This is a genomic window from Roseovarius sp. BRH_c41 (assembly GCF_000961715.1).
Taxonomy (GTDB): Bacteria; Pseudomonadota; Alphaproteobacteria; order Rhodobacterales; family Rhodobacteraceae; genus Roseovarius.
The window spans coordinates 95,803-119,679 of the sequence record NZ_LADY01000060.1 but is presented as its reverse complement, the minus strand read 5'-3'; the positions used below and the strand labels follow the sequence as shown (position 1 = coordinate 119,679).

General features: G+C 59.9%; 16 protein-coding genes and 2 pseudogenes. 6 read left to right on the top strand and 12 right to left on the bottom strand.

The features are described from left to right. Positions 1–350: 350 nt before the first annotated feature. From VR71_RS19010 to VR71_RS18995, 4 genes are all read right to left on the bottom strand, one after another. Positions 351–2,453 carry a N,N-dimethylformamidase beta subunit family domain-containing protein gene (locus tag VR71_RS19010; protein ID WP_045686176.1) on the bottom strand — a complete coding sequence of 701 codons (2,103 nt, stop codon included), beginning with the start codon at positions 2,451–2,453 and terminating at the stop codon, positions 351–353. A gap of 4 nt (positions 2,454–2,457) precedes the next feature. Beyond that, on the bottom strand, positions 2,458–3,753 hold the full coding sequence (locus tag VR71_RS19005) for a TRAP transporter large permease (RefSeq protein WP_045686175.1): 1,296 nt from the start codon (positions 3,751–3,753) through the stop codon (positions 2,458–2,460). Continuing rightward, entirely contained in the window at positions 3,750–4,232 is a 483-nt protein-coding gene (locus VR71_RS19000) for a TRAP transporter small permease (protein WP_045686209.1), read from the bottom strand. The genes VR71_RS19005 and VR71_RS19000 overlap by 4 nt, the downstream gene beginning before the upstream one ends. Positions 4,233–4,305: 73 nt before the next feature. Beyond that, on the bottom strand, positions 4,306–5,304 hold the full coding sequence (locus VR71_RS18995; RefSeq protein ID WP_296430614.1) for a TRAP transporter substrate-binding protein: 999 nt from the start codon (positions 5,302–5,304) through the stop codon (positions 4,306–4,308). A 112-nt stretch (positions 5,305–5,416) separates the two neighbouring features. Here VR71_RS18995 and VR71_RS18990 point away from each other — a divergent pair, with 112 nt between their 5' ends. Next, a complete protein-coding gene (locus tag VR71_RS18990; RefSeq protein ID WP_009817408.1) occupies positions 5,417–6,307 on the top strand; it encodes a LysR family transcriptional regulator in 891 nt (296 codons plus the stop codon). Between the two features lie 169 nt (positions 6,308–6,476). Here VR71_RS18990 and VR71_RS25595 read toward each other — a convergent pair whose 3' ends face one another. Then, positions 6,477–6,809, bottom strand: a complete 333-nt coding sequence (locus tag VR71_RS25595) for a hypothetical protein (RefSeq protein WP_045686173.1) — start codon at positions 6,807–6,809, stop codon at positions 6,477–6,479. 845 nt (positions 6,810–7,654) lie between these two features. Here VR71_RS25595 and VR71_RS18980 point away from each other — a divergent pair. Beyond that, complete coding sequence (locus VR71_RS18980; RefSeq protein WP_045686172.1) at positions 7,655–8,752, top strand: Fic family protein; 1,098 nt, start codon at positions 7,655–7,657, stop codon at positions 8,750–8,752. Positions 8,753–8,891: 139 nt separating this feature from the next. Further along, positions 8,892–9,263: pseudogene (locus VR71_RS18975) on the top strand (DDE-type integrase/transposase/recombinase); the annotation flags it as partial. Positions 9,264–9,376: 113 nt separating this feature from the next. Here VR71_RS18975 and VR71_RS18970 read toward each other — a convergent pair. The 5 genes from VR71_RS18970 to VR71_RS18950 form a co-directional block, all read right to left on the bottom strand. After that, positions 9,377–11,842, bottom strand: a complete 2,466-nt coding sequence (locus tag VR71_RS18970) for an arsenate reductase (azurin) large subunit (RefSeq protein WP_045686171.1) — start codon at positions 11,840–11,842, stop codon at positions 9,377–9,379. Between the two features lie 13 nt (positions 11,843–11,855). Continuing rightward, a complete protein-coding gene (locus VR71_RS18965) occupies positions 11,856–12,374 on the bottom strand; it encodes an arsenate reductase (azurin) small subunit (protein ID WP_045686170.1) in 519 nt (172 codons plus the stop codon). A gap of 166 nt (positions 12,375–12,540) precedes the next feature. Further along, complete coding sequence (locus VR71_RS18960) at positions 12,541–13,788, bottom strand: sigma 54-interacting transcriptional regulator (protein WP_045686207.1); 1,248 nt, start codon at positions 13,786–13,788, stop codon at positions 12,541–12,543. Further along, positions 13,775–15,205, bottom strand: a complete 1,431-nt coding sequence (locus VR71_RS18955) for a HAMP domain-containing sensor histidine kinase (protein ID WP_045686169.1) — start codon at positions 15,203–15,205, stop codon at positions 13,775–13,777. Before VR71_RS18955 ends, VR71_RS18960 begins: the two co-directional genes overlap by 14 nt. A 3-nt stretch (positions 15,206–15,208) precedes the next feature. Next, the gene (locus VR71_RS18950; RefSeq protein WP_045686168.1) at positions 15,209–16,057 is read right to left on the bottom strand and encodes a PhnD/SsuA/transferrin family substrate-binding protein; all 849 of its coding nucleotides are present in this window, start codon (positions 16,055–16,057) and stop codon (positions 15,209–15,211) included. Positions 16,058–16,838: 781 nt separating this feature from the next. Between VR71_RS18950 and VR71_RS18945 the strand changes: the two genes are divergently transcribed. The 3 genes and pseudogenes from VR71_RS18945 to VR71_RS18935 all read left to right on the top strand — a co-directional run. Then, a complete protein-coding gene (locus tag VR71_RS18945; protein ID WP_296430612.1) occupies positions 16,839–18,293 on the top strand; it encodes a hypothetical protein in 1,455 nt (484 codons plus the stop codon). 151 nt (positions 18,294–18,444) lie between these two features. Further along, positions 18,445–18,933 carry a CAP domain-containing protein gene (locus VR71_RS18940; protein WP_296430609.1) on the top strand — a complete coding sequence of 163 codons (489 nt, stop codon included), beginning with the start codon at positions 18,445–18,447 and terminating at the stop codon, positions 18,931–18,933. A 181-nt stretch (positions 18,934–19,114) separates the two neighbouring features. Further along, positions 19,115–19,541 (top strand): annotated as a pseudogene (locus VR71_RS18935) (transposase); the annotation flags it as partial. Between the two features lie 101 nt (positions 19,542–19,642). On the opposite strand, the gene VR71_RS18930 reads toward VR71_RS18935, so the two are convergent. Next, the gene (locus VR71_RS18930; RefSeq protein ID WP_045686166.1) at positions 19,643–22,762 is read right to left on the bottom strand and encodes an efflux RND transporter permease subunit; all 3,120 of its coding nucleotides are present in this window, start codon (positions 22,760–22,762) and stop codon (positions 19,643–19,645) included. Continuing rightward, positions 22,762–23,874 (bottom strand): efflux RND transporter periplasmic adaptor subunit, encoded by a 1,113-nt coding sequence (locus VR71_RS18925; protein ID WP_045686205.1) that lies wholly within the window; start codon positions 23,872–23,874, stop codon positions 22,762–22,764. The genes VR71_RS18930 and VR71_RS18925 overlap by 1 nt, the downstream gene beginning before the upstream one ends. Positions 23,875–23,877: the final 3 nt, after the last annotated feature.

The window sequence follows — 23,877 nt, the reverse complement described above, 5'->3', positions numbered from 1 at the left end:
TTATCTGGCACCCCAGCTACTTCGCCGTTGTAACTGCAGGGCCCGCACCTCCAACTCAGTCAAAATGGGCTCACTACTGGCATTCACCGCAATTGGCTCGAAGGTTGGCTGTCATGAACCAACCATGCCTTTGCAAACTCCGCTTCCTGCGCGTAGCAGACTTTGGTCCAAACCGCAGCATCGTGGTCGTGCCTCTCGGACTTTGAATGGTTGCTTTGCTGCGCTCTAGCTTGGTCTAATTGGGTGCCGCGAATGACCGGAAATCGCCCATATTGTGGAAAAATTGACGTTTGCGAGCGCAGAAATTGCGGCTCTCTTCCCGAGCCTTCTTGAACTCGGATAACTCGAGTTTACTGCAGCGCCAATTTGCAGCGCAGAAAATTGTCCAACAGTCGCGAGACATCATTGTCGAACCCGTTCCACGGCAAGCTGCCGCAAAAGGTGATCGATCCGACCGAAAAGACCGATCCGCCTTTTGGCAGGTCGAAATAGATCAGATCTGCGTGTTTGGCGTCTTCCTCCGGCCCGCCGGTCAGGTTCGTCAGGTGGGTAAGCTGCTCTTCGGGGACCAGCATGAAGGCCTGATTGTCGCCTGCGGAGCGTGCCAGCAAAACGTGGTCCTGCGGCGAGCCGATGCGATGATCGACATGGTCAAGCTCGAAGCCTGCGGCACCGTTGCCGCTGAACCCGTAATCGCCGAACAGATCATCGGTTACGCCCTCAAAGAGCCAGTCGAACCTCGGATCGAAGCACATCCGCTGATAAGGCGCACCGTGAAACTCGCCCTGCGCGGCAAAGCCGATCCCGACGAGGGCCTGCGGTGCCCGCCCGCTGCGCCGCCAAAGGCCCCCGTAGGTGCCATCGAAGGCGTTGTAATACTCGCCCGGTTCCGCCGCCCATGCGCGGATGCCGTCCTCGGCTCGGCGGATTTCGAGCAGGCTGTCATTCTCGGCATGCCGGGCGATGCGCCAGTAGAAGCCGTTGCCCCCCAGATAGAGCAGATTGCCACCCGAATCGCGATAATCGCGCAGTGCGTCCAGAGTCTCGGCGGTGTGGTATTCGGGGTGGGTGGTGGTGGTGACGGCCTTGTACCCGGCCAGAACCTCAGCCCCTTCGGCATGCAACTCGTGGTCGGTAATGATATCATACTCCATGCCCTTGGCATGCAGCCAGCTGATCAGGTGGCTGTCAGCCGGGAAATGCCGCAGGCCCGAGCAGGTAGTAGCCCCGAAGGTAACGAAACCAGGCCGGAAATTGAACAGCGGCCGCCGGTGCGAGGCGTGGCAGATGCCCGACCCGTCGGAATGGGTGTTGTAGGTTGACAGGCCATACTCACGATATTCCGCCGGATTATACGGATAGGCGCCCCAATCGCGCATGCGGCTCTGCCATGCCGGGTCGTAATCGGGCCGGGCATGGTTGCCGTAGACCACATAGGTTAAGGTCGGGATCAACACGCAGAGATCGGCGCGCCGCATGCCCTTAGGTGGACAGACATAGAACGGTAAGGCGTCGCTGCCATGATCGCCTTCGATGTGCATGACATAGACGCCCGACGGCATGTCATCGGGTACGGTCAGGGTGAAATCGGTCTGCCAGCCGAAATCATAGATATCGTCCTCGTGGAAATGGATAGCGCCGTAATGCGCGGGCTTGTGCCGCCAGCACATTTCGGAGGCGTCCCAGTCCGAGCCGGTCATCGCACGGGTGGGAAAGTTGACAAGCTGCAACGCCGGTCCGGTCAGGGCGGGCACATGGGCCGACGAAATCGCGAGCGCCAGATCCCAGGCCGCGATCATTCCTTCCGGGCCTACGATGGCCGGGGCCTCGATCTTGCCGTTGAAGAACTCTGTCGCCCGGGTATCAGCCAAACCTGCGGCAAGGACGACAGGGGCCGTGATCGCGGCGCGAGACAGCGCACCGCTTGCCTCATGCGTCTCGCGGCTGTGGTGTCCAAGAACCGTCTGGACAAGCGTCGCGTGACCATCCGTCAATCGCGCCTCGATCTGCGACCAGCGATGCGGTGGCAGGGGCACCGGTGACGTGACCCGCGCCGCCCCCGCTGTTACGAAAAGGCAGCCCTCTGCATCGAGCCCCATTGTCAGTGGACCGCAGGACAGAACCGCCTGATCACCTCCATTGAGGTACGTGGGTTGGATCGTGGCAGACAGAGTGACGTTGCCCTGAGCGGGCAGCGTGATTGCTGCGTCGCTATGGCCGTAGGAACCGGGAAAGAACGGCTGATGCCGGGCTGGCAGATCGCGCGGTGCGAACCATGCGCTTGCATCCACTTCGGTGATGCCCATGCCCACTGGGTTCGGATCGGCGCAGATCGACCTGGCCAGTCGTGCGCGATAGCGGCCACCACTGGTCGACGAGACCTTGAAGGCGATATCTTCGCCCGGCCGCGCCGAGAGACGGTCGGTATAGCCGGTTAGGGGGACTTCATTCATGCGCTTACCTCAGTTGCGGGCCGTAGACGAGATCGGGGAGCCAGGTGACCCAGTCCGAGAAAAAGACGAGAAGCAGGATCATCAGCATGTAGGGGATGAGCAGCGGCAGCACCCCGACTGATATATCCTCGATCGAGATTTTGCTGATCCGAGCTGCGACGAAGAGATTGACGCCGATGGGGGGTGTCAGAAAGCCGATCTCGCAGGTCATCACGGTGAAGATGCCGAACACCACCGGGTCGATGCCGAGGCTGGTCACGAGCGGAAAGAACACGGCGGTGAAGATGATGATCTGCGGAATGCTCTCCAGCCACATGCCGACGAGGATGTAGAAGATCCCGATGAACAGCATGATCATCCACGGATAGGCGATCAGCCCCTGAAACAGCGCGAGGATATCGCTGGGAATGTCGAAGATCGTCACCAATTGGCCGAACGCCTTGGTGGAGCCGAGGATAAACAGCACCGTGCCGATGACGATGGCGGTGAACTTGAACGCGTGTAGCAGCTTGGCCCATGTCAGGCCCTTGTAGACGAAAAGCCCGACGAAGAGACCATAGGCAACTGCCACCGCCGCCGCCTCGGACGGGGTGAAGATGCCGGCATAGATGCCGCCGAGGATCAGGATCGGTGCGAAAACCGCCCATTTGCCATCCCATAACGCCCAGAGCAGCGGGCCCCAGCGAAACCGCTCTTCGGTGCCGCCATAGCCGTTCTTCCACGAGATGACGAAAACCACGACCATCAGCATCAGCCCCAGGATAAGACCCGGCAGGATTCCCGCCAGAAAGAGCCGCGGGATGGAAACATCGGTGACCAGCGCAAAAATGATTAAGAGATTGGAGGGCGGGATCATGCTGCCGAGTGCGCCCGCCGAAGCGGCGATGGCCCCGGCAAAGCGCGAGCGATAACCTTCCCTCTGCATCGCCGGAATGGTTATCGAGCCGATAGCGGCGGTGGTCGCGGGGCCCGACCCCGAGAGCGCGGCGAAGAACATGCAGGCCACCACCGTCACCAGCCCCATGCCGCCCTTGTAGGCGCCCACAAGGCGCTTTGCGATGGTGACCAGCTTTTCCGACATGCCGCCCTGTTCCATCAACTGCCCCGCAAGGATGAAGAGCGGGATGGTCACCAGCGGAAACGGCTCGAACGCTGTCCAGGCCGCCTGCGCCATCAGGGTGAGGGGAATGTCCGCGATCAGCAGGCCCGCGACCGTGGCCAGCCCGGCGGCGAAGGGAATGGGCACGCCGATCGCCATCGCAAAGACGAAGACCGCAGCCATGACAAGGGGGCCATTCATAGCGGCAGATCCTTCCAGCCGTCACGCCCCCACCGCCAATAGACCTGAAAGATGCGAAACAGCATCAGGCCAAAGGCCATGGGGATGATCATCTGCACCCATCGCTGCTCGATCCCTAGGCCTGGGGTCATATAGGTGACGTTGAACAGAAGCTGCGTGTAGATCGTGGTCTGCACGATCATGAAGATCACGAAGCCGGCCCAGAGCGTATCGGCCAACACCACGGCCCCTACCTGCAAGGCACGCGGCAGGCGGCTGACCAACAGGGTGATGCGGATGTGCGCGCGTTCGCGGACCGCCATCGTGGCCCCGAGATAGACCGCGAAGATCATGCCGTAGACGGCCGTCTCTTCGGCCCAGGCGGCGGCGGTCGAAAAGAAGTAGCGCAAGATGACCTGAAGCAGGACAGACCCCACCACAACCGTCAGGCAGATCGTACAGATCACCTCTTCGAAATACCTGTCTAGCTTGGAAAGCAATGGTCCCGCCTCCACCCTGAAGGTGTCAAATGGCACGGAGGAGCGCTGCCCCCGTGCGGTGGCTCAGAAAGGGTTACTCGACCTCGGCGCGGATAGCTTCCACAAGGGCTATGAAGGCATCCCCCTTGTCGGCGGCATAGCGATCCTGCACACGCAGGCCCGCCTCGATAAAGCCAGAGAGGTCGACTTCGGTTGTTTCCATGCCGCCCTCGCCAGTCAGGAAGACGCGGATTTCGTCGGTCTGCTCTGCCATTTCCTTGCGGTGATAAACACCCGCCTCGGCGGCCGCCCGCATCACCGCGTCGCGCTGCGCCTCATCGAGCTTATTCATCACGCGGTCGCTGGCAAAGAGCGGTGAGAAATAGGTGAAATGCTCCAGAACCGTGAAATAGGGCATGATCTCGTAGAACTTCTGCGATTTGATGAAGGAGGTGCCGTTATCCGCCCCTTCCACCGTGCCGGTCTGAAGCGCAGTCGGCGTATCGGCCCAGGGCAGCGGAATGGGTGCCGCGCCGAATTCCTCGTAGGTGTCGATCATCACCTGGTTTTTTGGGACACGCACCTTCAGCCCCTCCATGTCCTCCACCGAGGTGATCGGACTTCTGGAATTGTAGAAATCGCGATCCCCGACAAAACCGTAGGTCAGCAGATGCACGTTTGTCGCCGCCTGAAGCTGCGCGGCGAAATCGCGCCCGACCTCACCTTCGAGCACGCGGTAAGCATGCTCCTTGTTTTGAAAGATGTAGGGCAGAACGAACGCATCCATCAGCGGAAAATGCGGCGAGATGTTGTTACCGGTGATAACGAACATGTCCACGGTTCCAAGCTGCATCGCCTTGAATGCCTCGTCCTCGCCCATGAGCTGACCACAGCAGCGCACCTTCACGTCGACGCTGCCTTCGGTATATTCCTCGACCAGTTCCTCGAACTTGTCGGCGAGCACGGCATAGGTGCTGGTCTCGGAGGCCGCATAGCCGAGATTGATAGTGACATCTTGCGCCGAGGCCGTGCCCGCGACGAGGGTCAGGGCCGCAAAGGGCCCGGCGAAGATCTGAAAGGGTGAATGTGACATGATCGCTCCCGGTTGCATGTGGAATTTTTGTTTTTGTTATCCGGTCAGGGTAGCCGGGCCGGACCTGCAAGTATAATATCAATTGATTAGTTTCTAATGCATAAAAGGTATCATGAAAATTGGTCTGCGCCATATCCGCTATTTTCTGGTCCTCGCCGAGGACCTGAATTTCCGACGCGCCTCGGAACATCTTCACATATCGCAACCTGCCCTCACCCGCACGATCCAGCACCTCGAGGCGGAGTTGCACGTCACGCTGTTCGACCGTTCACAGAACTTCGTCCGCCTGACCGATGCGGGCCGTGCCTTTCGCGAGGGCGGTCAGCGCGTACTAAACGGAGTGGAGGCCACCATCGACCTGACGCGCCGGGTCAGCATCGGCGAGGCCGGTGCGCTGCGGGTGGGCTATACTGATTTCGCCATCGCCGATGCACTGCCCGAATTGCTCAAGCAGTTTCATCAAAGGCACCCCGGCATCACCGTGCGCCCGCATCACGGGGTTACTACCGCACAACTTCAGCAGTTGAGGGACGACAAGCTCGATATTGGATTTGTTACCGGGCCGGTGCGACAACCAGGGTTTCGCAGCCGCGTAGTGCAGACCGACCGTCCGATCTGCATCGTGCCGGAAGGCCATCGCCTGGCATCGCGTTCCTCTGTTGAGCTGGCCGAATTGGCTGATGAGGATTTCGTGCATGGGCCGACCGAAGCCTGGGCGCATTTCTACGACTATCTCTTTCCGCATTGCCGCAAGGCTGGCTTTCAGCCGCGCATCGTGCAGGAGGCTTTCAACTCCGTTGGAATTCTTGGTCTTGTGTCCTGCGGAATGGGCATCACCATCTTGACCGAAAGCATCTACGACTTCGCCACTGGCGGTTTGGTGCCCTTGCCGATCTCTGACATTGACGACGTAATGGTCACGGAGGCTGTCTGGGCATCCGAAAACCTGCGCCTCCCGACCCAACACTTTGTTGATTTTCTTGAGCAGTCGGATAATCACTGACTTCAAGGAGCTCAACAGCATACATAGAAGACGATGCTTGCAGAAGCCGGTCGAATGCATGCGCCGACCGATCGCGAACATTTCCAGACCTGGCTAGGCGGTGTTCGAGCTCTTCATGAGGTATGGCACCACGCTGATCGCGGCCGGACCACCGGGCAGGTGCCCCCGCCTATCCCGCCAGTTCCGCCGAGATGTGGCAGGAACTGACCGACGCCCGGACAGACGAGTTTCGCAACAGCCGCCTGCGCAACGATGGCGATGTCGAGGGCGCGCTGGACGGTGCCACTGTGATCGAGGCAGGCTTCAGTAACCTGTTCTTCAGCCAACCCGTGACCACATCCAGCACCCCGAACAGACCGCCGAGTCGGGACCCGACGCCGAGATCATCCCACTCACCCTGCGCGAACCGTGCCCCTGTTGCTACGGCCCCAGGCGCATCATCGAGATCTTCCGCGGGGCCAAAAACCGATGTCGCGGGCAACACCACGGAAGCAGGCCGCATGACAAGCCTCCTCTCAGATTCCAGACTACGCCAACGGCGCCCCCCCGCAGGCCCGGTCCAAACAGGCTGGCCGCACTTGTCGCGCGCAAGCCGAAGAGGTTGCTGCCGTTGCCTTAGCAAACAAGATGGCCCGGATGATCTGGGCAGTTACAACAAAGCAGGAGAATTATCGAATGGCGTGACCTGAAACTGAAAGGGGAAAGGGCACGACATGGCCGCAAGGCTAGGGTGAGCGATCGTCGAGGAGTACGCGATACGGACTTCGAAGTTCAAGGCAGGAAAATTCAGACCCGGGGCACGAGCGCTGACAGCTCTCTAAATCGATGTGACCCCAGCCTTCCGAACAGCATACCGGCCCGTGGCGTCATGAAAGGCCACACTCAGAGGCCTGACACACGTCCGATCGAAGACCCCGCCGAAAATCGAAGATAACGCTTGCCAAACAGGGGGCATCCACACACGTCATGGTATACGATGCCGGCCGGTGGGGGCATCCACCGCATCAATTCAGACTTCACGATCTGCAAGGCAAGCTTAGTCAGAAAATGCGGATCACGAATGTGACGGAGGGAGGGGCTGCGAACATGATCAGCCAAAAGACGATGAACGTTCGAAGTGCGCTGATCCATGTACATGTGGCACCACAGATGGAAATGGCTGAGGGAATTCGCATGAACGAAGTCCATGCCATTTTTAGCCAGTGATGGCTTCCGATCAAGCTCGGCCGTTGTTCAAAGACCTCATGCGGAGAATAGCCGCGCCAATCTCCGCACTTTTTGCGGAGTTAAATCTTGCGGATGCGGCGAATGAACTGCATAATCGCCGCATATAGCGCGGAGTTTGCGATGTACATCTGGGAGAGGCCAGACTGGCCGACACTGACCTGGCGCGACAGCAGCATCGCGACACCGCTGGCGGCAGTGCGGCACGATCAGGGCCGCCTGATTGGCCGGATGGAATCCCTTGGGTTCAAGCTGCGCGAAGAAGCAGTGCTGCAGACGCTCACACAGGATGTGCTCAAGACCAGCGAGATCGAAGGCGAGGCGCTGGACGCCACACAAGTCCGGTCATCGCTCGCACGACGCCTTGGTATCGATATCGGGGCCCTGCCCCCGATCGACCGCAACGTCGAGGGCATCGTCGAGGTGATGCTGGATGCGACCAGGAACTACACCGCACCCTTGACGGCGGAGCGTCTGTTCGGCTGGCATGCCGCCCTGTTCCCCACCGGACGCAGCGGCATGACACGGATCCGCGTCGGTGATTGGCGCGACGACAGTTCGGGGCCGATGCAGGTAGTGTCGGGACCGATCGGCCGAGAGCGCGTGCATTTCGCGGCCCCTCCGGCCGACAGGATCGCCGCGGAAATGGACGTCTTCCTTACATGGTTCAACGCACCTTTGGCCACCGATCCGGTGATCAAGGCGGCTCTGGCGCATCTGTGGTTCGTGACGATCCACCCGTTCGAGGATGGCAACGGCCGCATCGCCCGCGCCATCGCTGATCTGGCGCTTGCGCGATCCGAGGCCAGCCCGCGGCGTTTCTACAGCATGTCGGCGCAGATCCGGATCGAGCGGTCAGACTATTATGATGAGCTGGAGCGCACCCAGAAGGGCCCGACGGATGTGACGGATTGGCTGACCTGGTTTCTTGCCTGCCTACGCCGGGCAATCCATGGCGCCGATGGTGTCTTGGCAGCAGTCATCGCCAAGGCCCAGTTCTGGGAACGCGCCGCAGCGCTGGCGCTGAACGAGCGCCAGATCAAGATTCTGAACCGACTGCTTGACGGTTTCGAGGGCAAGATGACATCGTCCAAATGGGCGACCATCGCAAAGTGCTCTCAAGACACCGCGAACCGCGATATCGCGGCATTGCTGGATCTGGGGCTTCTTCGCAAAGGCGAGGCTGGTGGCCGCAGCACAAGCTACGAGCTCACCCTGTGAGCGTGTCTGCGGACACACTGCCTTGACAGCAGCCCGCCAGTTTGGGCTCAGTTGTTTGGCAATGACCACACGGAAAAGAAGCGTTGGATTATGCATTCTTGGGAGGCGAAAGAACGACTCCACAACCAGGTCTTGTCGGGCAGAGCGCCGTGACAAGCCAGCGGCACGGCGCTTCTTCCGGCGCGCAATTGGCACCAACGGCGTCCCCGACCGTGTCGTCATCAATAAAAGCGGTGCCAATCTGGCGGGGTTGGAGGCTGTGAACGTGATCCTGAAATGCACTGGAACAGGGCAGAGCATCAAGATCCTGCAGGTCAAATACCTGAACAATATCCTCGAGCAGGATCATCCGTTTATCAAGGGCGTCACCGAGCGCACCCTCGGCTTCAAAGCGTTTCATCCCGCCTCGGCCACGCTCGAGGGCATCGAGACCACGCACTTGATCCGCAAGGGCCAATTCAAAGCCAAAGGCGCGACCGCATTCCAGCAGTTTGCTCAGCTCGCAGCATAATTATGTCCAGCGCAAGCCTACTCTCAAATCATCTGAAAATTTGCAACAGAACCGTTTCCCCGCCCAAGGAAAGGGCCCGCCCCGGTATCCGGAGCGGACCCGCATCTCATGTCTCAGAGCATGATCTCGTGTGACTTGAACGAGATGTTCCGTGTCTGGGCCGTCGCATCCGAGATCTTGCGGATGTCGCCCCAGCAGTGCTTGTAATCCGGCAGCACCAGTTCGTTCACGCCAGCGTTCACGACGTTACCTTGGCTACCCGCGGGCGAGCCAAACACCATCGCCACCGTGTTTTGCTTGAGCGTCGGCATCGGGTAAGCCATGCCTTGCGTCACCCCGTTGTCGTTGATGATCTCGAGCAGGTCGCCGGGGTTCAGCCCTAGGTCGACCATGTCATCCGGATGCATTTCGACGAACGGGTGCGGATAGCGGTCCTGCACGAAATCGTTGTTCTGGTCGAGGAACTGGTTCTGCCAGAAGATGTTGGCGCGGACGTTGTTGATCCAGAACCGGTGCGCTGCCTGTTCGCGCGCCTTGCCCGGAGCCTGCCATCCACGCCAACCCGCCGCGCAGAACAGCGCCTTGCCGTCCTCGCGGCCGTGCCGTGTGAACACGCCATCGGTATAAAGGCGCGTCGTGCCGACAAGCTGGCCATTCTCATAGCCCGTGACCGGTTCCTGCACGCCGTTGTTTCCAGCTTCGCGCAAACGCTCGTAGGTCACCGCCGTATGAGCAGCGCCATAGCCGTCCATGAAGGCGTCTTCTTCGGTCTCCCAGTCATAGCCTTGGAACTGGTCGGCATAGGCGTCTTCGCCCATCTCGCGCAGCACACGCTCCATGTGTTGGGCCATCCTCGCCGCGATGAGCGCATCGGGCAGAGAGTTGCCGAAAGGGTCCATGTACTTTTCGGACAACCGCAGACGTCGCTCGCCGTTCATCGAGGTGAGGTTCATCTCGCTCGCTTCGCAGGCGGGCAGGATGACATGGGCATTCTGGCCGATCTGGCTGTGGATGATGTCCACGTCCACCACGAAGAGACCGCCCGCATTGATCGCCGAGACGATGGCATCGACGACCTGTTCGCGGGTGCCACCCGCGGCCATGTCGATTGCATCCTTGACCATATCCGAACGCCTCTTGTGAACACGCTTGTATTCGGAGGCGTTCAGCGTCGTCTTGTAGTGGTCACAGGCCCAGATGTGATGCACGCCGCCCAGGCCACGGATCAGGAACTGGTCGACATACTCGGCCGGGCGCCCCACATGGCCGTCGGCCGGGCGGAAATACCCCTCCTGGTGGCCACCAAGACGGCAGGCGCCACCGCCTTCGCGGCCGATATTGCCAGTCGCCAGCGCGATGTTCACCAAGGCCCCGATGGTGCGATAGTTGTCGTTACCCCAGATGATGCCCTTTTCATAGCAGGTCACACATTTGCGGCGGCTGCCGTCCTCGTGGGGCTGCGCGATCCATTCGGCAGCCTTCTGGATGTCGGCAGCTGGCACGCCGCAGATTTCCGCGGCCTCGTCAAGCGAGGTGCGGCAGGTCTGCATCGCGTAGTCCAGACTGCCCAGACCCGCGGGGTGCGCCTCGTCCTGCGCGACCGCTTCGCCACTCTGAAAGGTCGAAGCGGCGATGAAGTCCGCATCGATCCAGTCCTGATCGACAATATGCGTCAGCAGTGCGTTGAACAGGACCATGTCCGTGCCCTCGGCGATTGCAAGGTGCAGCACGTTTTCCGGCCCGGCATATTGCTCGGACGACGCGATGGTCAGCGTCCGACGCGGATCGACGACGATCATCTTCGCGCCACCCTGCAGGCCCTTGACCATGTGGTTCAGGTAAAGATTGGTCTGGGTCTCCATCGAGTTTGCGCCGACCATGAAGATCGTGTCGGTCAGCTCGTAGTCTTCATAGGCGTAGTTCAATTCGTCCACGCCCATGTCACGCGAGGAATGGACCTCGGAGTTATAGGCGGGGCGGTTGTGGATGCGGCAGTTCTTGATCTTCATGCTCTCGAAGTAGAGCTTGCCGGTACCCCAGGTGTTTTCGTAACCGCCGGCGCTGCCGCCATGGTCGAACATCGAGACAACGATGTCGTCCTCCGAACCCTGCAGGACGACCTTGGCCGTGACCCGCGCCACGAGGTCGAGCGCATCGTCCCAGGACGTCGGCTGCCAGACGCCATTGCGCCAGACCAAGGGGTCAGACAGGCGCTGCTGTTGCGTGCCGGTCACTTTAGAAGGCCGGTTTTCCGCCATGCGTGCGCCGCGGATGGACCCGAGGCCCGAGTTGACGACGCAATTCGTATCAGGCTTAACCACCAGATGCACATCTCGACCGTTCTGGCGGACGACGTTGTACATCGATGGGGCATACCACGCCTCGGTTTCCTGATATTGCTGTTCGCTCAGGTCCACGCCGAACTTGTTCTGGCTTGACGCCGTGCCGCCCTGACGGTTCATCGGCCAAGTGTACGCCTTGTAGCCGCAGCCAACGATGCAGTAGTGGCAGGTCACGTTGAATTCGTCAGCGTCCGCGGGGATGATCGGCAGACGGTCGATCTGTCTTTTGTAAGCCATTTATCTCTCTCCCTCAGAGCACGTTGGACAAGCGGCCGTAGATCAACTCGTCTACGCCGTTCGCATGGATGTCACCGTTGTCGTCCACGCTCAGCAGGAACTGGGCGAGGTTGCTGGTGGCGTGGCCCCAGATTTGCTGGCCGCCAGATTCGCAATCGAACCGCGAATGATGCCCGGGACAGTTGAGCGTCTTGTCCTCGGCGGCGTAGCTCATCAGCCAGCCCTTGTGCGGGCACAGGACCGAAAACGCCACGATGTCGCTGTCCGGCCCGACCCCGCCCTCGACCGCCTGTCCGAGCTTGAGCAGCACACCGGGGCTGTCGGCGTCAGGATAGGCCACGTCCATCGGTTCGTTCACTGTCAGATCGGCGATATTGGCAAGTCGGTTGGCCGGATAATCGACACGGGCAAGCGCCTGTGCCTTGGCTTGTTCCGGCGTCATGACGGTGGCCGCAACGGCGCCTGCCGTGGCCATCATGCCGCCTCTCATGAACTGTCGACGCCCCGCGTCGACCAATTTGGTGCACTTCATTGGCTGGTTTCCTCCCTGGCTCATCAAGTGTTGGATGATGACCAGTATCGTACGGAACCCAGTTACGGCTTGCGACGCCGTCCACGGACCTGCTGCGTTGCGGCAATGCGATGAATTTCAATGAGAAAATTCCGTGTTCGGAAATCCGAACATACGGTGCGACCCTTCAGGAGCCAGACAGGTCGAGTTTCTGCATCTTTTCCCAAAGCGTCGTTCGGGCGATGCGCAAGAGTTTTGCTGCCTCTCCGATCTGCCCCCCGGTCCGATCCAGGGCGGCGATGATCTGCACCCGTTCGGCTGCATCGCGGGCCTGGGCGAGCGACATCATGTCATCGGGATCAGCAAGCCGTTCGGGGAACAGATCGGACGGTTGCAGCAATGGCCCTGCCGCCATGGTCAGGCCGCGCAGCAATCTCGCGCGCAGGTCGCGTCCGCCGCCGGGCCAGCCATGGCCGCGCACGGCCTCTTCGGCAAGCGCACTTATCCCTTCGATTTCAGGCCCATGGCGCGGGGCCAGTTTGCGAAAAAGCTGCTGCATCAGCCAAACCGCGTCATCGGGCCGGGTACTGAGCGGAGGTATTGGGATTTCGGTGCGCACCAGACGGTAAAACAATTCAGCGTTGAACTGGTCTTGGGCGATCAGCGCCTCCAGATCGTGACCACCGGCTGCGATCAGCCGTCCGTCGAACCCCTGGTCGATGCGGTCCAGCAACCGCGACTGGATCTGTGGGCCCGCCTTTCCGATGGCGTTGATGAAAAGGGTGCCTTCGCCGACCCTGTCAAAGCCAGCCCCGTCACCGAACAAGGCGTCTTCGGCGCTGGCTTCGCGGGCAAGGTTGACGGCGACGAAGGGTGCGGCCGATCGGTCGGAAAGGTCGTGAATGCGCCGGGCGACCAGATCCTTGCCCGTGCCCGGACCGCCCCGGATCAGCGCGGGATGGCTTTCAGTCGCCGCTTTCGCAATCATGGCTTCGATCGTCCTCGCCGCGACAGAGATCCCCATCAAGGCTGGAAAGTCCTCATTCCGAACCGGATTCTCCCGATCTCCCAGTAGCAGGCCAAGCCGTTCCAGGAACACGGACATGTCGAAAGGCTTGGTTACGTAATCCGCGGCGCCCGACTTGATCAGCCGAACGGCTTGGCCTATGCCGCCTTGCCCGGTGATGAACAGAAAGGGGGGCGGGGTGCCGGTGCGCACCAGTGTCGAAAACAATTCCTCACCCGACCCGTCCGGCAGGCCGATATCGCAGATGACCGCGTCGATCACCTTTTTCGGAGTTCGGATCGCGCCAATGGCCCGCCCCATTTGCTTGAGCCAGAGCACGTGCGCGCCTTCCAACTCCAACCTTTGCGCCAACGATGCGCCCATGATCTCGTCATCCTCGACAAGGACGATGTATCTATTCCTCAGCATTCGCCGCTCCTTGGGACATTGGCAGGCTGACCGTGATAAGCGTCACATCGTCTGGCCGCGCATGACCGACACAGCCGCCCAGCCCCCTGGCGAGCTCTCGCACCAGCCGCAACCCGACGCCCCCTCCGGGCGACAGGGGACCATCCGCGAGCAGCCTGTCCAAGGCGGCCAGCGGCATGTCGGGCCCGGTATTCGTGACCTGAAGTGTCAACGCGTCTGCCTGCAGGGAAACGTGCAGGCCAACGCGCCCGGATTGGCCGGACGCCGCGCAGGCGTTCAGCAACAGGTTCAGCGCGATCTGGCGCACCGGCCCGGCCGGTGTGCTGCAAACGGTTGGTGCCGCAAGGTCGACGCACCAGTCGAGATCCAGCCGCTGCCGTGCTACCTCGGGCTGGATCAGCAGTTTTAGATCTTCGAAGTCATCAGCGGACAGACCCCGGCTTTCAGGATCAATCCGGTTCTGGTCGAGCGTCACGCGGGTCACGTCACGCAGATGGCGCAGGCCCCGATCCAGGAGGTCGGCGGACTGCCGCACCACATCAGGGCGATCGGGATAGCTGCGTATCGTATCCGTCGCATTCAGAAGCCCGCCAAGCGGGTTGTTGATCTCGTGCGCCAACGACGAGGACAGGCGCCCAAGCGCGACGAACCGTTCCCGTTCCGCCAACCTCCGCTCGGCTTCGGCCTTGGCGGCCACGGCGCCGACCATCGAGTTATAGGTGTGCGCCAGCCGCGCCAGTTCGCCATCGCCGCGCGGAATGTCCGCGGCCGGGATGGGATGCGGCTCCCCCTTCGTCTCGGTCATCTGGCGTGCCAGCGTCGTGACCGGCTGCAGCATCCTTCGTATCGCCAGGAACCCCGTCATCGACAGAAAGCCGATGGCAATCGCATTGCCCATAATCAAGTAGAGCAGCGCCTGCCTGCGTTCCGACAGAAGGTCAGCGACGTCCAGTTCCGTCGCGATCTGCCCTACGGTGCGTCCCTGATAGGTCAAGGGCGCAAGCAGGCTGAGGACGTTTGACGCGCCATCCACCGACAGGTCATCCAGCGCCACCGCATCAGCGGTAAGCGCTGCGATATCACTGTCCATGGGAACACGCTTGGGGTCGGTCGCGGCCAGAACCTTTCCGCGCTCGTCGGCCACGGCGGTCAGGACCATCCGCCGCCCCTCGCTCCCCTGGGCCGCCCGGTCGAGCGTGTCGTAGACCTCCCATATGTCATGGCGCAGGACAAGCGGTCCGAGAGCCACTGACAATCCCTCGACATGCATCCGCGCGAGTTCTTGAATCCGTGCGTCCTGAACCTGCGCCAGCGACCGCAGGACCAGTTGGGATGCCACCGTGCCCACAAGGACCATCATAGCCGCCGCAAGAAGCGGCAGCTTGATCGACAGGGGGCTGGGGGCAAACCACTTCATGACTCAGGGTTCCAGATCGGCCATGCGGTCCGCGATTCCGTCGAACAGACCCGCCGTCGCGTTCTGAAACCCGTCGAGTTGCAGCGAGGTGAGCGCCTTTTGGCCTTCCTCCGTCTCAGCGAGGCTCATCAACGCGGTTTGCAGGGCCTGAACCTGTTCGGTTGCAAGGCTGTCGCGCCGCGCGCAGACCGGGGGAAAGCCCAACCATTCCGACCGGGCGATCACGCGTGTGCGCGCAGTGAGACCCGGCTCGATCACTGCAAGCGCTTCCCAGACATAGCCATCGACGCTGCCGGATCGCACTAAGCCATCCGCCACCGCGCGCACCACATTGCGGTGGCCAAAGGTGAAAATGGATCGGCTGAAGAAGCCCTCGACCTGTTCCCCCATCCGGCGCAGATCGGTCGCGGTCACAAGGTAGCCAGAGTTCGAATCCGGGTCGGAAAATGCATGAGTGCCACCGCGCAGGTCGGTCAGACTTTCTGCTCCATCTTCGGCCCCCACAATAAGGTAAGACTGGTATCGCGGGCCACCACGCCACACAGGCACGGCAACAAGATCCAGCAAATCGGCGTGCTGGAGATACGGATAACCGCAAAGCCATGCCGCATCGACACTGCGTTCCAGCAAGAGACCGGTGATTTCCTGATAGGTGCGGCGCTGAACCAATTCGATCTCGCGCCCCATCCCGCGAGACAAGGCACGGCGCAGGCCATCAATTACGGCAGCATCGTTGTCGAGAAACACGGGTGTCAGCCCTAGGCGAAACACCGGTTGCGCCCATGCACGGCCAGCAATGAATGCTGCAAGTCCCGCTCCGACAAACGTGCGTCGGCTAATTGAATACTCCATGATCTCAGGCCCCTCCCCTGGCCGGGATCCAGACTGCCGCTACCGATCAGATGGCCGATTGATTGACCCGCGCCGACAATTGGGCCGCGCCTTCGCCGCGTTCGGAATTGTCCATCGTTATATAAAATGGGACACCAGAGCGGCTTGAGCATTGGATACTCTGGTTCGTTTGTGTGATCGATTATGCGGCTTGTTTTTGATGTTGCAAGCGGCGTTGGCGGGTTGTCTGCGTCTTGATCCTCATCGTTATACACAAAACAAGCACCTCTGGAGTTCATTTTGGATAGAGGTCAAAGCGCCAAAGTTCACGGCCGTCGATCATGGTGACCATGAGTGACCCAGGGTATGACAGGGGATGAAGTGCGCCGGGCCGTGCAGATTGCTAATGAACGCCAAGAGACGTTTCTTGCCAGATGGAGGGAAATCCATGGCTGGACTGACGGAATCTGAAATCGGTGTCAATTCGTTGCTGGATCGGCTGATTCGTAGCGATATACGACAGGGTGCCGCTTTGGCAATCGGTCAAAGTTAGGCTTCGACGCGTCATAAATGTGGCCAAAATCAGGCAGTGATAGGCACTGTTTCCAACTTGACCTCAATACGCGGCCAAATCTGCATAACCCTTTCGGAAGTCTTTGTGCGGAGTCACCATAGCTCAGAAGTTTGAACCTTTGGAAGCGATCCGCTTAGGGGAAACCGAACTGAGACGAATGGGTAACGGCTGCAAATGGCACGGGATTTCAAAGCGTCAATTTACAGTTTAAGCGTAGGCGCATTCCTGATGACGATTGTGCCAGCCAATGCAACGACGGTCATTCTGTCCGATCCCGCCGCCCGGCGTGGAGGTCCAATTGCGCAGAGCTTTCTTGATACTCATGGAGACAATGTCAGCCTTCTGAGCACGCGCAATGGTCTGTCCTGTGTTGCAAGTCAGCCTCTGAGGATTGACGAGTCGCTGTATCTCGCGCCCGATGGCACTGCGATTGCATATTCTGATGTGATGCGCAGTCCGGCCAGCTCCATACAGGCCGTTGCGCGTCCCGACTCACCTGTCGCGTTTCGCATCCAATTGAAATACTCGCCCGACGCGGCAAAGCCCGTGATACTGCAGATCGGCGACCAGATACTTAACATCGTGACTGCACTGGAAGCCAGCACAGACAGCCTGTGGCTGACAGGCGATACTGCCCGGATACTGGCCGGGGCATTAAGCCGTGGTGACAGCCCAAGCCTGCAGGCGACATCGGCGGGAACCGGACGGCTGATTACGGACCAGATCCCTTCGCCGGATATGGCTGGCCTGGATGCCTGTCTGGTCACACTGGAAGTGCGACTGAACGATAAGGGTGCTCCGGAGTTGGATATGTCAGATGTGGATATGCCAGATCTGGACAGTGCGGATGTCCCCGTAAGTGACGAACCAGACAGCATCGGGACGCAAGGAACCGAGGCATTGACTGTGGCTAATACGGCACCGTCTCAACCAGAATGGCCCGTTCCGGTTTCAGGCTTGCGGGTTGAGTTTGTTGCGCGTCCCGATCCCGAGACCCGCGTGGCAGCAAGTGCGTTGGAGGGTTGCCGCATGCGTGACATTCCCGAAAGGGTGTTTCTGGGTCGGCTGAGAGCGGTGACTGGCTTTTTCTCGCAGACCCAAGATGTCTATGTCGCCTTCGATGATCAGGGGAAGTTGCAAAGGGTCTACATTCCAGGGATTTTTGATTCCGACTTGACCACGAGTACGAACCGCGCACGCGTCAGTCTGGCCGCCGATTCCAATCTTCCCGACCAGCCCAACAAAGTGAGCGGATGCTTGGGAGATGCGCTGCTTGAAGCTCCAATCTGTGTCTTTTCCAACGAAGACGACGATAGCTACACTCTGGCCGAGTGCGGCGTGCTGGGCATGTCGGAGATGCGCGAGGATTTCCTGGACTCTTTTTGGGAGCCGTCATTCCCTGGCTCAGATGAGTTCAAGCCGGTGTTGATTTCCAACATTGGCAATACCGATAGCAGGCCTGACGTTATCAGCTTTGGCGGCCATAATTTTGGCACCTTTTCTGGGGGTAACGACCGCAACACTCCTGACGGCAACGGCGATGGTAACATAGAGGGTGGCGACAAGGTTCCGCACGTTCCTTTGCCCGGAGCAATCTGGCTGCTGCTGGGGGCACTGAGCGGATTGTACGGTCTTCGTGGATCGTGGCGAGGCCCGTTTCATCGCCTTCGCCTGAAACTGTGAACACGAAAAGCAGGTGCGCCTAGGTGTTCGTGATATCGTGGCGGCACGCGCGTCAGACACTGGTACGGTGCCGGAGTTCTGGCGCTGTGGAGGGATAGTTTCCGGCCCAACCCGCACACCGAGTCATTTGCGCAGGGGCGGGAAATGAAGCATGATGGGTAGCATGACTTCCTGCACGCGGTCTCTGGTCCTGTCCGTCATCCTTGTTCTATTTGCTGTGATGCCAACTATGGCCTGCACTGTGCCGCCGAATTACATCGAACTTGCACGTCAGCTCATGCTTCAAATCAATCAGGAACGCGCCCATTTCCATCTACCAGACTTTCGGATGTCATCCCAGCTCACCAAGGTTGCGCAGGCGCATGCCTGCGATAACGCCAGTCACAACCGGCTTAGCCATATTGGCACAGGTGGCAGTTCGCTAGGCGCTCGCGTCATCACAAAAGGCTATGACTTTCGTTTCGTTACAGAGAATGTGGCGCTTGGATACTCGACCCATGTACAAGTACTCAAAGCCTGGTTGCAGTCGTCATCGCATAGGAAAAACATCCTTGATGGGCGCACGAATGAGCTGGGTGTTGCGGTCGCTCTCGGCCGCGACGGAAGAATGCACTGGGTGATGAATGGGGGCGTGCGTTGACCTGCGGGCGCGTCGACCAGGCCTAGGTCGTAATCGAGATATAGCACCCGGCCCTGCAGGTTGGGCAGGTTGTTGAGTGTCACGGAGACCTGAGACCTGATGGGGTGGATACCCCCTCCCGACGGCATCGCAATGTGCCAAGGTGATGTGGGTCACATCACACAAGGAAGAGGAAGGATCCATGACAGAAGTTACCATCGTTGGGCTGGATTTGGCAAAGCGGGTTTTCCAAGTTCACGGTGCCACGGCCAACGGCAGCGTTGCTATTCGCAAGAAACTGTCACGGGGTCAGGTGTTGGGTTTTTCGCAGATCTGACACCCTGCATGGTTGCTATGGAGACCTGTGCCACAGCCCATTATTGGGCGCGTGAGATAAATGCTCTGGGGCATACCGTCAGGTTGGTGGTGTCTGCCTACGTCAAGCCGTTCGTCAAACCCATAAGAATGATGCGGCTGACGCCGAGGCCATGGCTAAAGCAGCCAGCCGCCCGACCATGCAATTTGTCGAGCCGAAGTCACCCCGACAGCAGGCGCGTGCCACGGTCTGTCGATCCCGCGATCTGTTTGTCCGCCATAGGGCACAAACCATCAACGCGCGTCAGGCTCATTTTGAGGCGACGGCCGAAATTGTAAGCGTCGCCGCATGAGATGGTCGCCCAAGGGAGCCCACCGCGTAGCCCCTGTCCGTGCCGCCGTTCTTGACGGTCGGCTAACCGGCGCGTACCAAAGAGCAGCCGCATGACCCCCAAGTTTTGCCCACTCGCCTCTCAGAGTTATCATCAATGATCGGCGTGATCCGGAACCATGCGGCATAAAGGGCGGGAAGGAAGAGCAGGACCAGCACCGTGCCGACGGCCGTTCCACCAATGAGCGTATAGGCCATGGACCCCCAAAAGACCGAGTGCGTCAGAGGGATGAAAGCCAATACGGCCGCAAGTGCGGTCAGGATCACAGGTCTGGCACGCTGTACTGTAGCTTCGATCACCGCGTGATAGTCGTCCAGACCGGCGGCCCGGTTTTCCTTGATCTGCTCAGTCAGGATCAGTGTGTTGCGCATCAGGATACCGGCCAGCCCAATCATGCCCAGAATGGCATTGAACCCAAAGGGCTGGTTGAAAGCCAGCAAGGCAGGTACGACTCCAACAAGCCCAAGCGGTGCCGTCAGCACGACCATGGCCATGGTCGAGAAAGATCTCACTTGCAACATGATTGCGATGAGCGTCGCCGCAATCATGATCGGGAAGACTTTCGCCAAAGCGGCGTTGGCCTTCACGGATTCTTCCATCGATCCTCCCAGTTCGATGCGATAACCGGCCGGAAGGGATTTAATCAGCGGCTGCAGGGCTGTCATGATCTCCTTCGAGACCTCCGGAGGCTGAGTTGCCTCATTGATGTCCGAGCGGATTGTAATAACCGGGGTGCGGTCCTGACGCTTCAGGATCGGTTCCTCCAGGCGCACTTCGGCATGGCCAATCTGGTCGAGTGGAATTTGTCGACCGTCTCGACTTATCAGGGAAAAATCTGCCAGATGCGACGGGTCCAGTCGCGCGTTCCCGGCGCTACGAGCCACGATGGGGACATTGCGGATGTCTTCGCGTAAATATGTTATCGGGATGCCACTCAGGAAGAATTGCAACTGTTGGCTTACTTCCACCGGCGAGAGACCGATAAGGTTCAGGCGATCCTGATCTGGAACGAAGCGAAGCACGGGTGTGCGGTTGCCCCAATCCCGGTTGGCCTGCCGCACATCCGGAACGTCCCGCATGATATCGAGGGCCTTCTCTGATATCTCGTAGAGCTGCGCGGGCTCAGGTCCCATGACCCGGAACTCCACCGGAAAGGGCGTATACGGCCCAAACACGAGTTGAGTGATACGCACATAGGCCTCAGGCGCAAGCCCCTGCGCCACAGCCTCTCGGAGGCGGTGCTTTAACGCTTCGCGGGCTTCCGCATCCGGCGTCAGTACAACGATCTTGGCAAAGGCCGGGTCGGGAAGTTCCGGTGCCATTGCAAAGAAGAACCGGGGAGCGCCCTGGCCGACATAGCTGGTGACTACCGCAGCTTCGGGCTGTTCGTCCAGCCAGTTTTCGAGCGTCTCGACCGTGGCGGTCGTCGTCTCAATGCTGGTGCCTTCCGGCAGACGGACTTCCACCAGCACTTCGGGGCGGTCAGAAGTCGGGAAGAACTGCTGCTTGACGCCCCCCATGCCGACGACGGAGAACGCGAAGGCGATACCGACGATGGCGCAAGTCAGGACCTTGTGCTGCACGGCAAAAGTGATCAGACGCCGCAGACGCCGATAATTCGGTGTGTTGTAGATCGCTGCGTGGCCACCCTCGACAGGCTTGATCTCGGGTAGCATCTTGACGCCAAGATAAGGCGTGAAAACGACCGCAACGATCCAGGATACGATAAGAGCGAACCCCACAATCCAGAAAATGTTGCCGGCGTACTCCCCCGCCGCCGAGCGGGCAAAGCCCACCGGCAGGAACCCCGCAATCGTCACCAGTGTTCCTGACAGCATCGGCGCTGCAGTGTGACTCCACGCATAGGCGGCCGCTTTGATGCGATCCATGCCCTCTTCCATTTTCACCACCATGACTTCGATGGCGATGATCGCGTCGTCCACGAGAAGTCCCAAGGACAGGATCAAGGCCCCGAGAGTGATGCGGTCGAAGAACCTTCCAGTTTCCAGCATGACGAGGAACACAACGGCCAGCGTCAGCGGGACGGCGGCGGCAACGACGATGCCCACGCGCCAGCCTAGGCTGAGCAGGCTGACCAGCAGCACCACGCCGAGGGCCATCGCGAATTTCAACATGAACTCGTTGACGGCGTGACTTACGTTTACCGCTTGATCACTCACCTTCTGAAGCGATAACCCCAGCGGCAGCGTCTGCTCAATGGCCCCGATTTTGTCCTCAAGCGCTTTTCCGAGTTCCAGGGCATTCCAGCCTTCCTGCATCACCACTGCGAGCATGATCGCGGGCTCACCCTGATGCCGGATCACATAGGTCGGAGGATCTTCATAGCCACGGCGGACTTCGGCGATGTCGGAAAGCTTCAGCGTCCGCCCCGCTGCGATGATCGGCGTGTCGGCGATCTCCCGGATACTCCCATAAGCGCCGTTGATCCGAATGAAGACCTGAGGGCCTTGCGTGTCGATGGAGCCCGCTGGTGTAAGGGTGTTCTGCCGTTGCAGGGCCGCAATGATATCCAGAGCCGAAACGCCGAGCGTTGCCAACTTGGTATACGAGAACTCTACAAATATTTGCTCAGCGCGCTCTCCGAGAATGTTAATCTTCTTGACGCCCGGCACATGCAGCACGTCCTGGCGAATTGTTTCGGCCTGCCGGGCCAGCTTTCGCATCGGCATGCCCCTGGCCTCTAGCGCATAGAGTGCAAAACTCACGTCCGAATATTCGTCGTTGACGAAGGGACCAAAGACACCCTGTGGCAGGTTGCGGGCTTCATCCCCTAGCTTCTTGCGGGCTTGATAGAATTGCTCTTCGACGGCAGATGGCGGCGTGTCGTCTCTCAGCGTCACCGTCATATAGGCATAACTGGGACGTGTTGTCGTCTCGACCCGATCATACCATGTCAGCTCCTGCAACCGCTTCTCCAGCGGTTCGGCGACAAGATCCTGCATTTCCTGCGCTGTCGCACCGGGCCATGCCGCCGTGACCGTGAGCGTCTTGATGGTGAAGTTGGGATCTTCTGCCCGCCCCAGTTTGAGGAAGGCAAAGGCCCCGGCGGCCACGAGCAGGAGGATCATGAAAAGGGTGACGGCGTGTTCGCGAACGGCGATCGCGGAGAGATTGAGGTTCATCAATTATCTCCGCTCTCAGTTTCGGGTCTGACAGAGGTCCCTTCTTGCAAGAGATGGGCGCCCAGTGAAACTATCGGCTCACCCGGTTCCAGACCGGAGACAACGGCATGCTCGCTGGTTAAACGCACAAGCTTAACGGGACGAAAATGCACGGTCGATGTCGCTCGGTCCAGCATCCAAACGCCGATCTTGGTGCCATCATCCAGCAGAGCCCCCAGTGGCACTTGTATCGTCGGCTGGCCGGTCCGCCTTGCAACCCGGATGGTGACCGTCGCGCCAAGAGGTGCTGTCGCTGCCTCACCACCAAGCACATAGCGAGCCTCGTAGGTGCGGGTCCGGGGATCAGCCGAGTCCGATAATTGCCGCAGATGTGCGGAGTGGCTGCGTGCCTCGGTGCCATATACGCGGGCCTCTGCCACAGAACCGATGTCTGGCCGTATTGTCTCGGGAAGTGCGATCAGGGCTTCGCGAGGGCCGGTCTGTGCAATCCGGATCACGGGCTGCCCGGCTGCAACGACCTGGCCAGGCTCGCCGACCGTTTCAATCACAATACCATCCGCGTCTGCCACAAGGGTGGAATATGATGCCTGGTTCTCAGCAAGCTGTGCTTCGGCCTCGGCCACGGCAAGCTGTGCCTCTGCGGTATCCAGCGCGGCTTTTGCCTGTTCGTAGCGCTGCGAGCTTGCAGCCAAGCCATTGTCCGACAGAGTCGCATAGCGCTTTTCATCTGCACGGGCCTGCATCAGAACAGCGCGCGCTGCGGCGACAGCGTTACGTTTTGCGATGAGTGCGAGCTGCAGATCGGTCTTGTCGATCCGCATCAGCGGCTGCCCGACGGAGATTTTCTGACCGGTGTTCACGAATCGTTCCTCGATTTTTCCAGACACGCGAAAACCGAGATCACTTTGCACTCGTGCCGCAATAATCCCTGTGAAGCTGAGTTCAGCATCATCCATAGGCACCGCTTTCGTCAGCCTGACAATCGGCGGCATCTGCCGCGGGTCGCTCTCGGCGGAGGCTTCCTGCGTGGGAATGGCAAGCGTGGCAAACCCAGCCGCCCCCAACACAGCGATCAGGATGCTTCCCAGCACAATGACGCGTTTCTTATTCATGAC

Excerpts from the sequence above, each read along its gene's own strand:
- VR71_RS19010 (WP_045686176.1), bottom strand. The coding sequence starts at position 2,453 with ATGAATGAAGTCCCCCTAACCGGCTATACCGACCGTCTCTCGGCGCGG.
- VR71_RS19005 (WP_045686175.1), bottom strand. The coding sequence starts at position 3,753 with ATGAATGGCCCCCTTGTCATGGCTGCGGTCTTCGTCTTTGCGATGGCG.
- VR71_RS18995 (WP_296430614.1), bottom strand. The coding sequence starts at position 5,304 with ATGTCACATTCACCCTTTCAGATCTTCGCCGGGCCCTTTGCGGCCCTG.
- VR71_RS18990 (WP_009817408.1), top strand. The coding sequence starts at position 5,417 with ATGAAAATTGGTCTGCGCCATATCCGCTATTTTCTGGTCCTCGCCGAG.
- VR71_RS25595 (WP_045686173.1), bottom strand. The coding sequence starts at position 6,809 with ATGCGGCCTGCTTCCGTGGTGTTGCCCGCGACATCGGTTTTTGGCCCC.
- VR71_RS18980 (WP_045686172.1), top strand. The coding sequence starts at position 7,655 with ATGTACATCTGGGAGAGGCCAGACTGGCCGACACTGACCTGGCGCGAC.
- VR71_RS18970 (WP_045686171.1), bottom strand. The coding sequence starts at position 11,842 with ATGGCTTACAAAAGACAGATCGACCGTCTGCCGATCATCCCCGCGGAC.
- VR71_RS18965 (WP_045686170.1), bottom strand. The coding sequence starts at position 12,374 with ATGAAGTGCACCAAATTGGTCGACGCGGGGCGTCGACAGTTCATGAGA.
- VR71_RS18960 (WP_045686207.1), bottom strand. The coding sequence starts at position 13,788 with ATGCTGAGGAATAGATACATCGTCCTTGTCGAGGATGACGAGATCATG.
- VR71_RS18955 (WP_045686169.1), bottom strand. The coding sequence starts at position 15,205 with ATGAAGTGGTTTGCCCCCAGCCCCCTGTCGATCAAGCTGCCGCTTCTT.
- VR71_RS18950 (WP_045686168.1), bottom strand. The coding sequence starts at position 16,057 with ATGGAGTATTCAATTAGCCGACGCACGTTTGTCGGAGCGGGACTTGCA.
- VR71_RS18945 (WP_296430612.1), top strand. The coding sequence starts at position 16,839 with ATGACGATTGTGCCAGCCAATGCAACGACGGTCATTCTGTCCGATCCC.
- VR71_RS18940 (WP_296430609.1), top strand. The coding sequence starts at position 18,445 with ATGATGGGTAGCATGACTTCCTGCACGCGGTCTCTGGTCCTGTCCGTC.
- VR71_RS18930 (WP_045686166.1), bottom strand. The coding sequence starts at position 22,762 with ATGAACCTCAATCTCTCCGCGATCGCCGTTCGCGAACACGCCGTCACC.
- VR71_RS18925 (WP_045686205.1), bottom strand. The coding sequence starts at position 23,874 with ATGAATAAGAAACGCGTCATTGTGCTGGGAAGCATCCTGATCGCTGTG.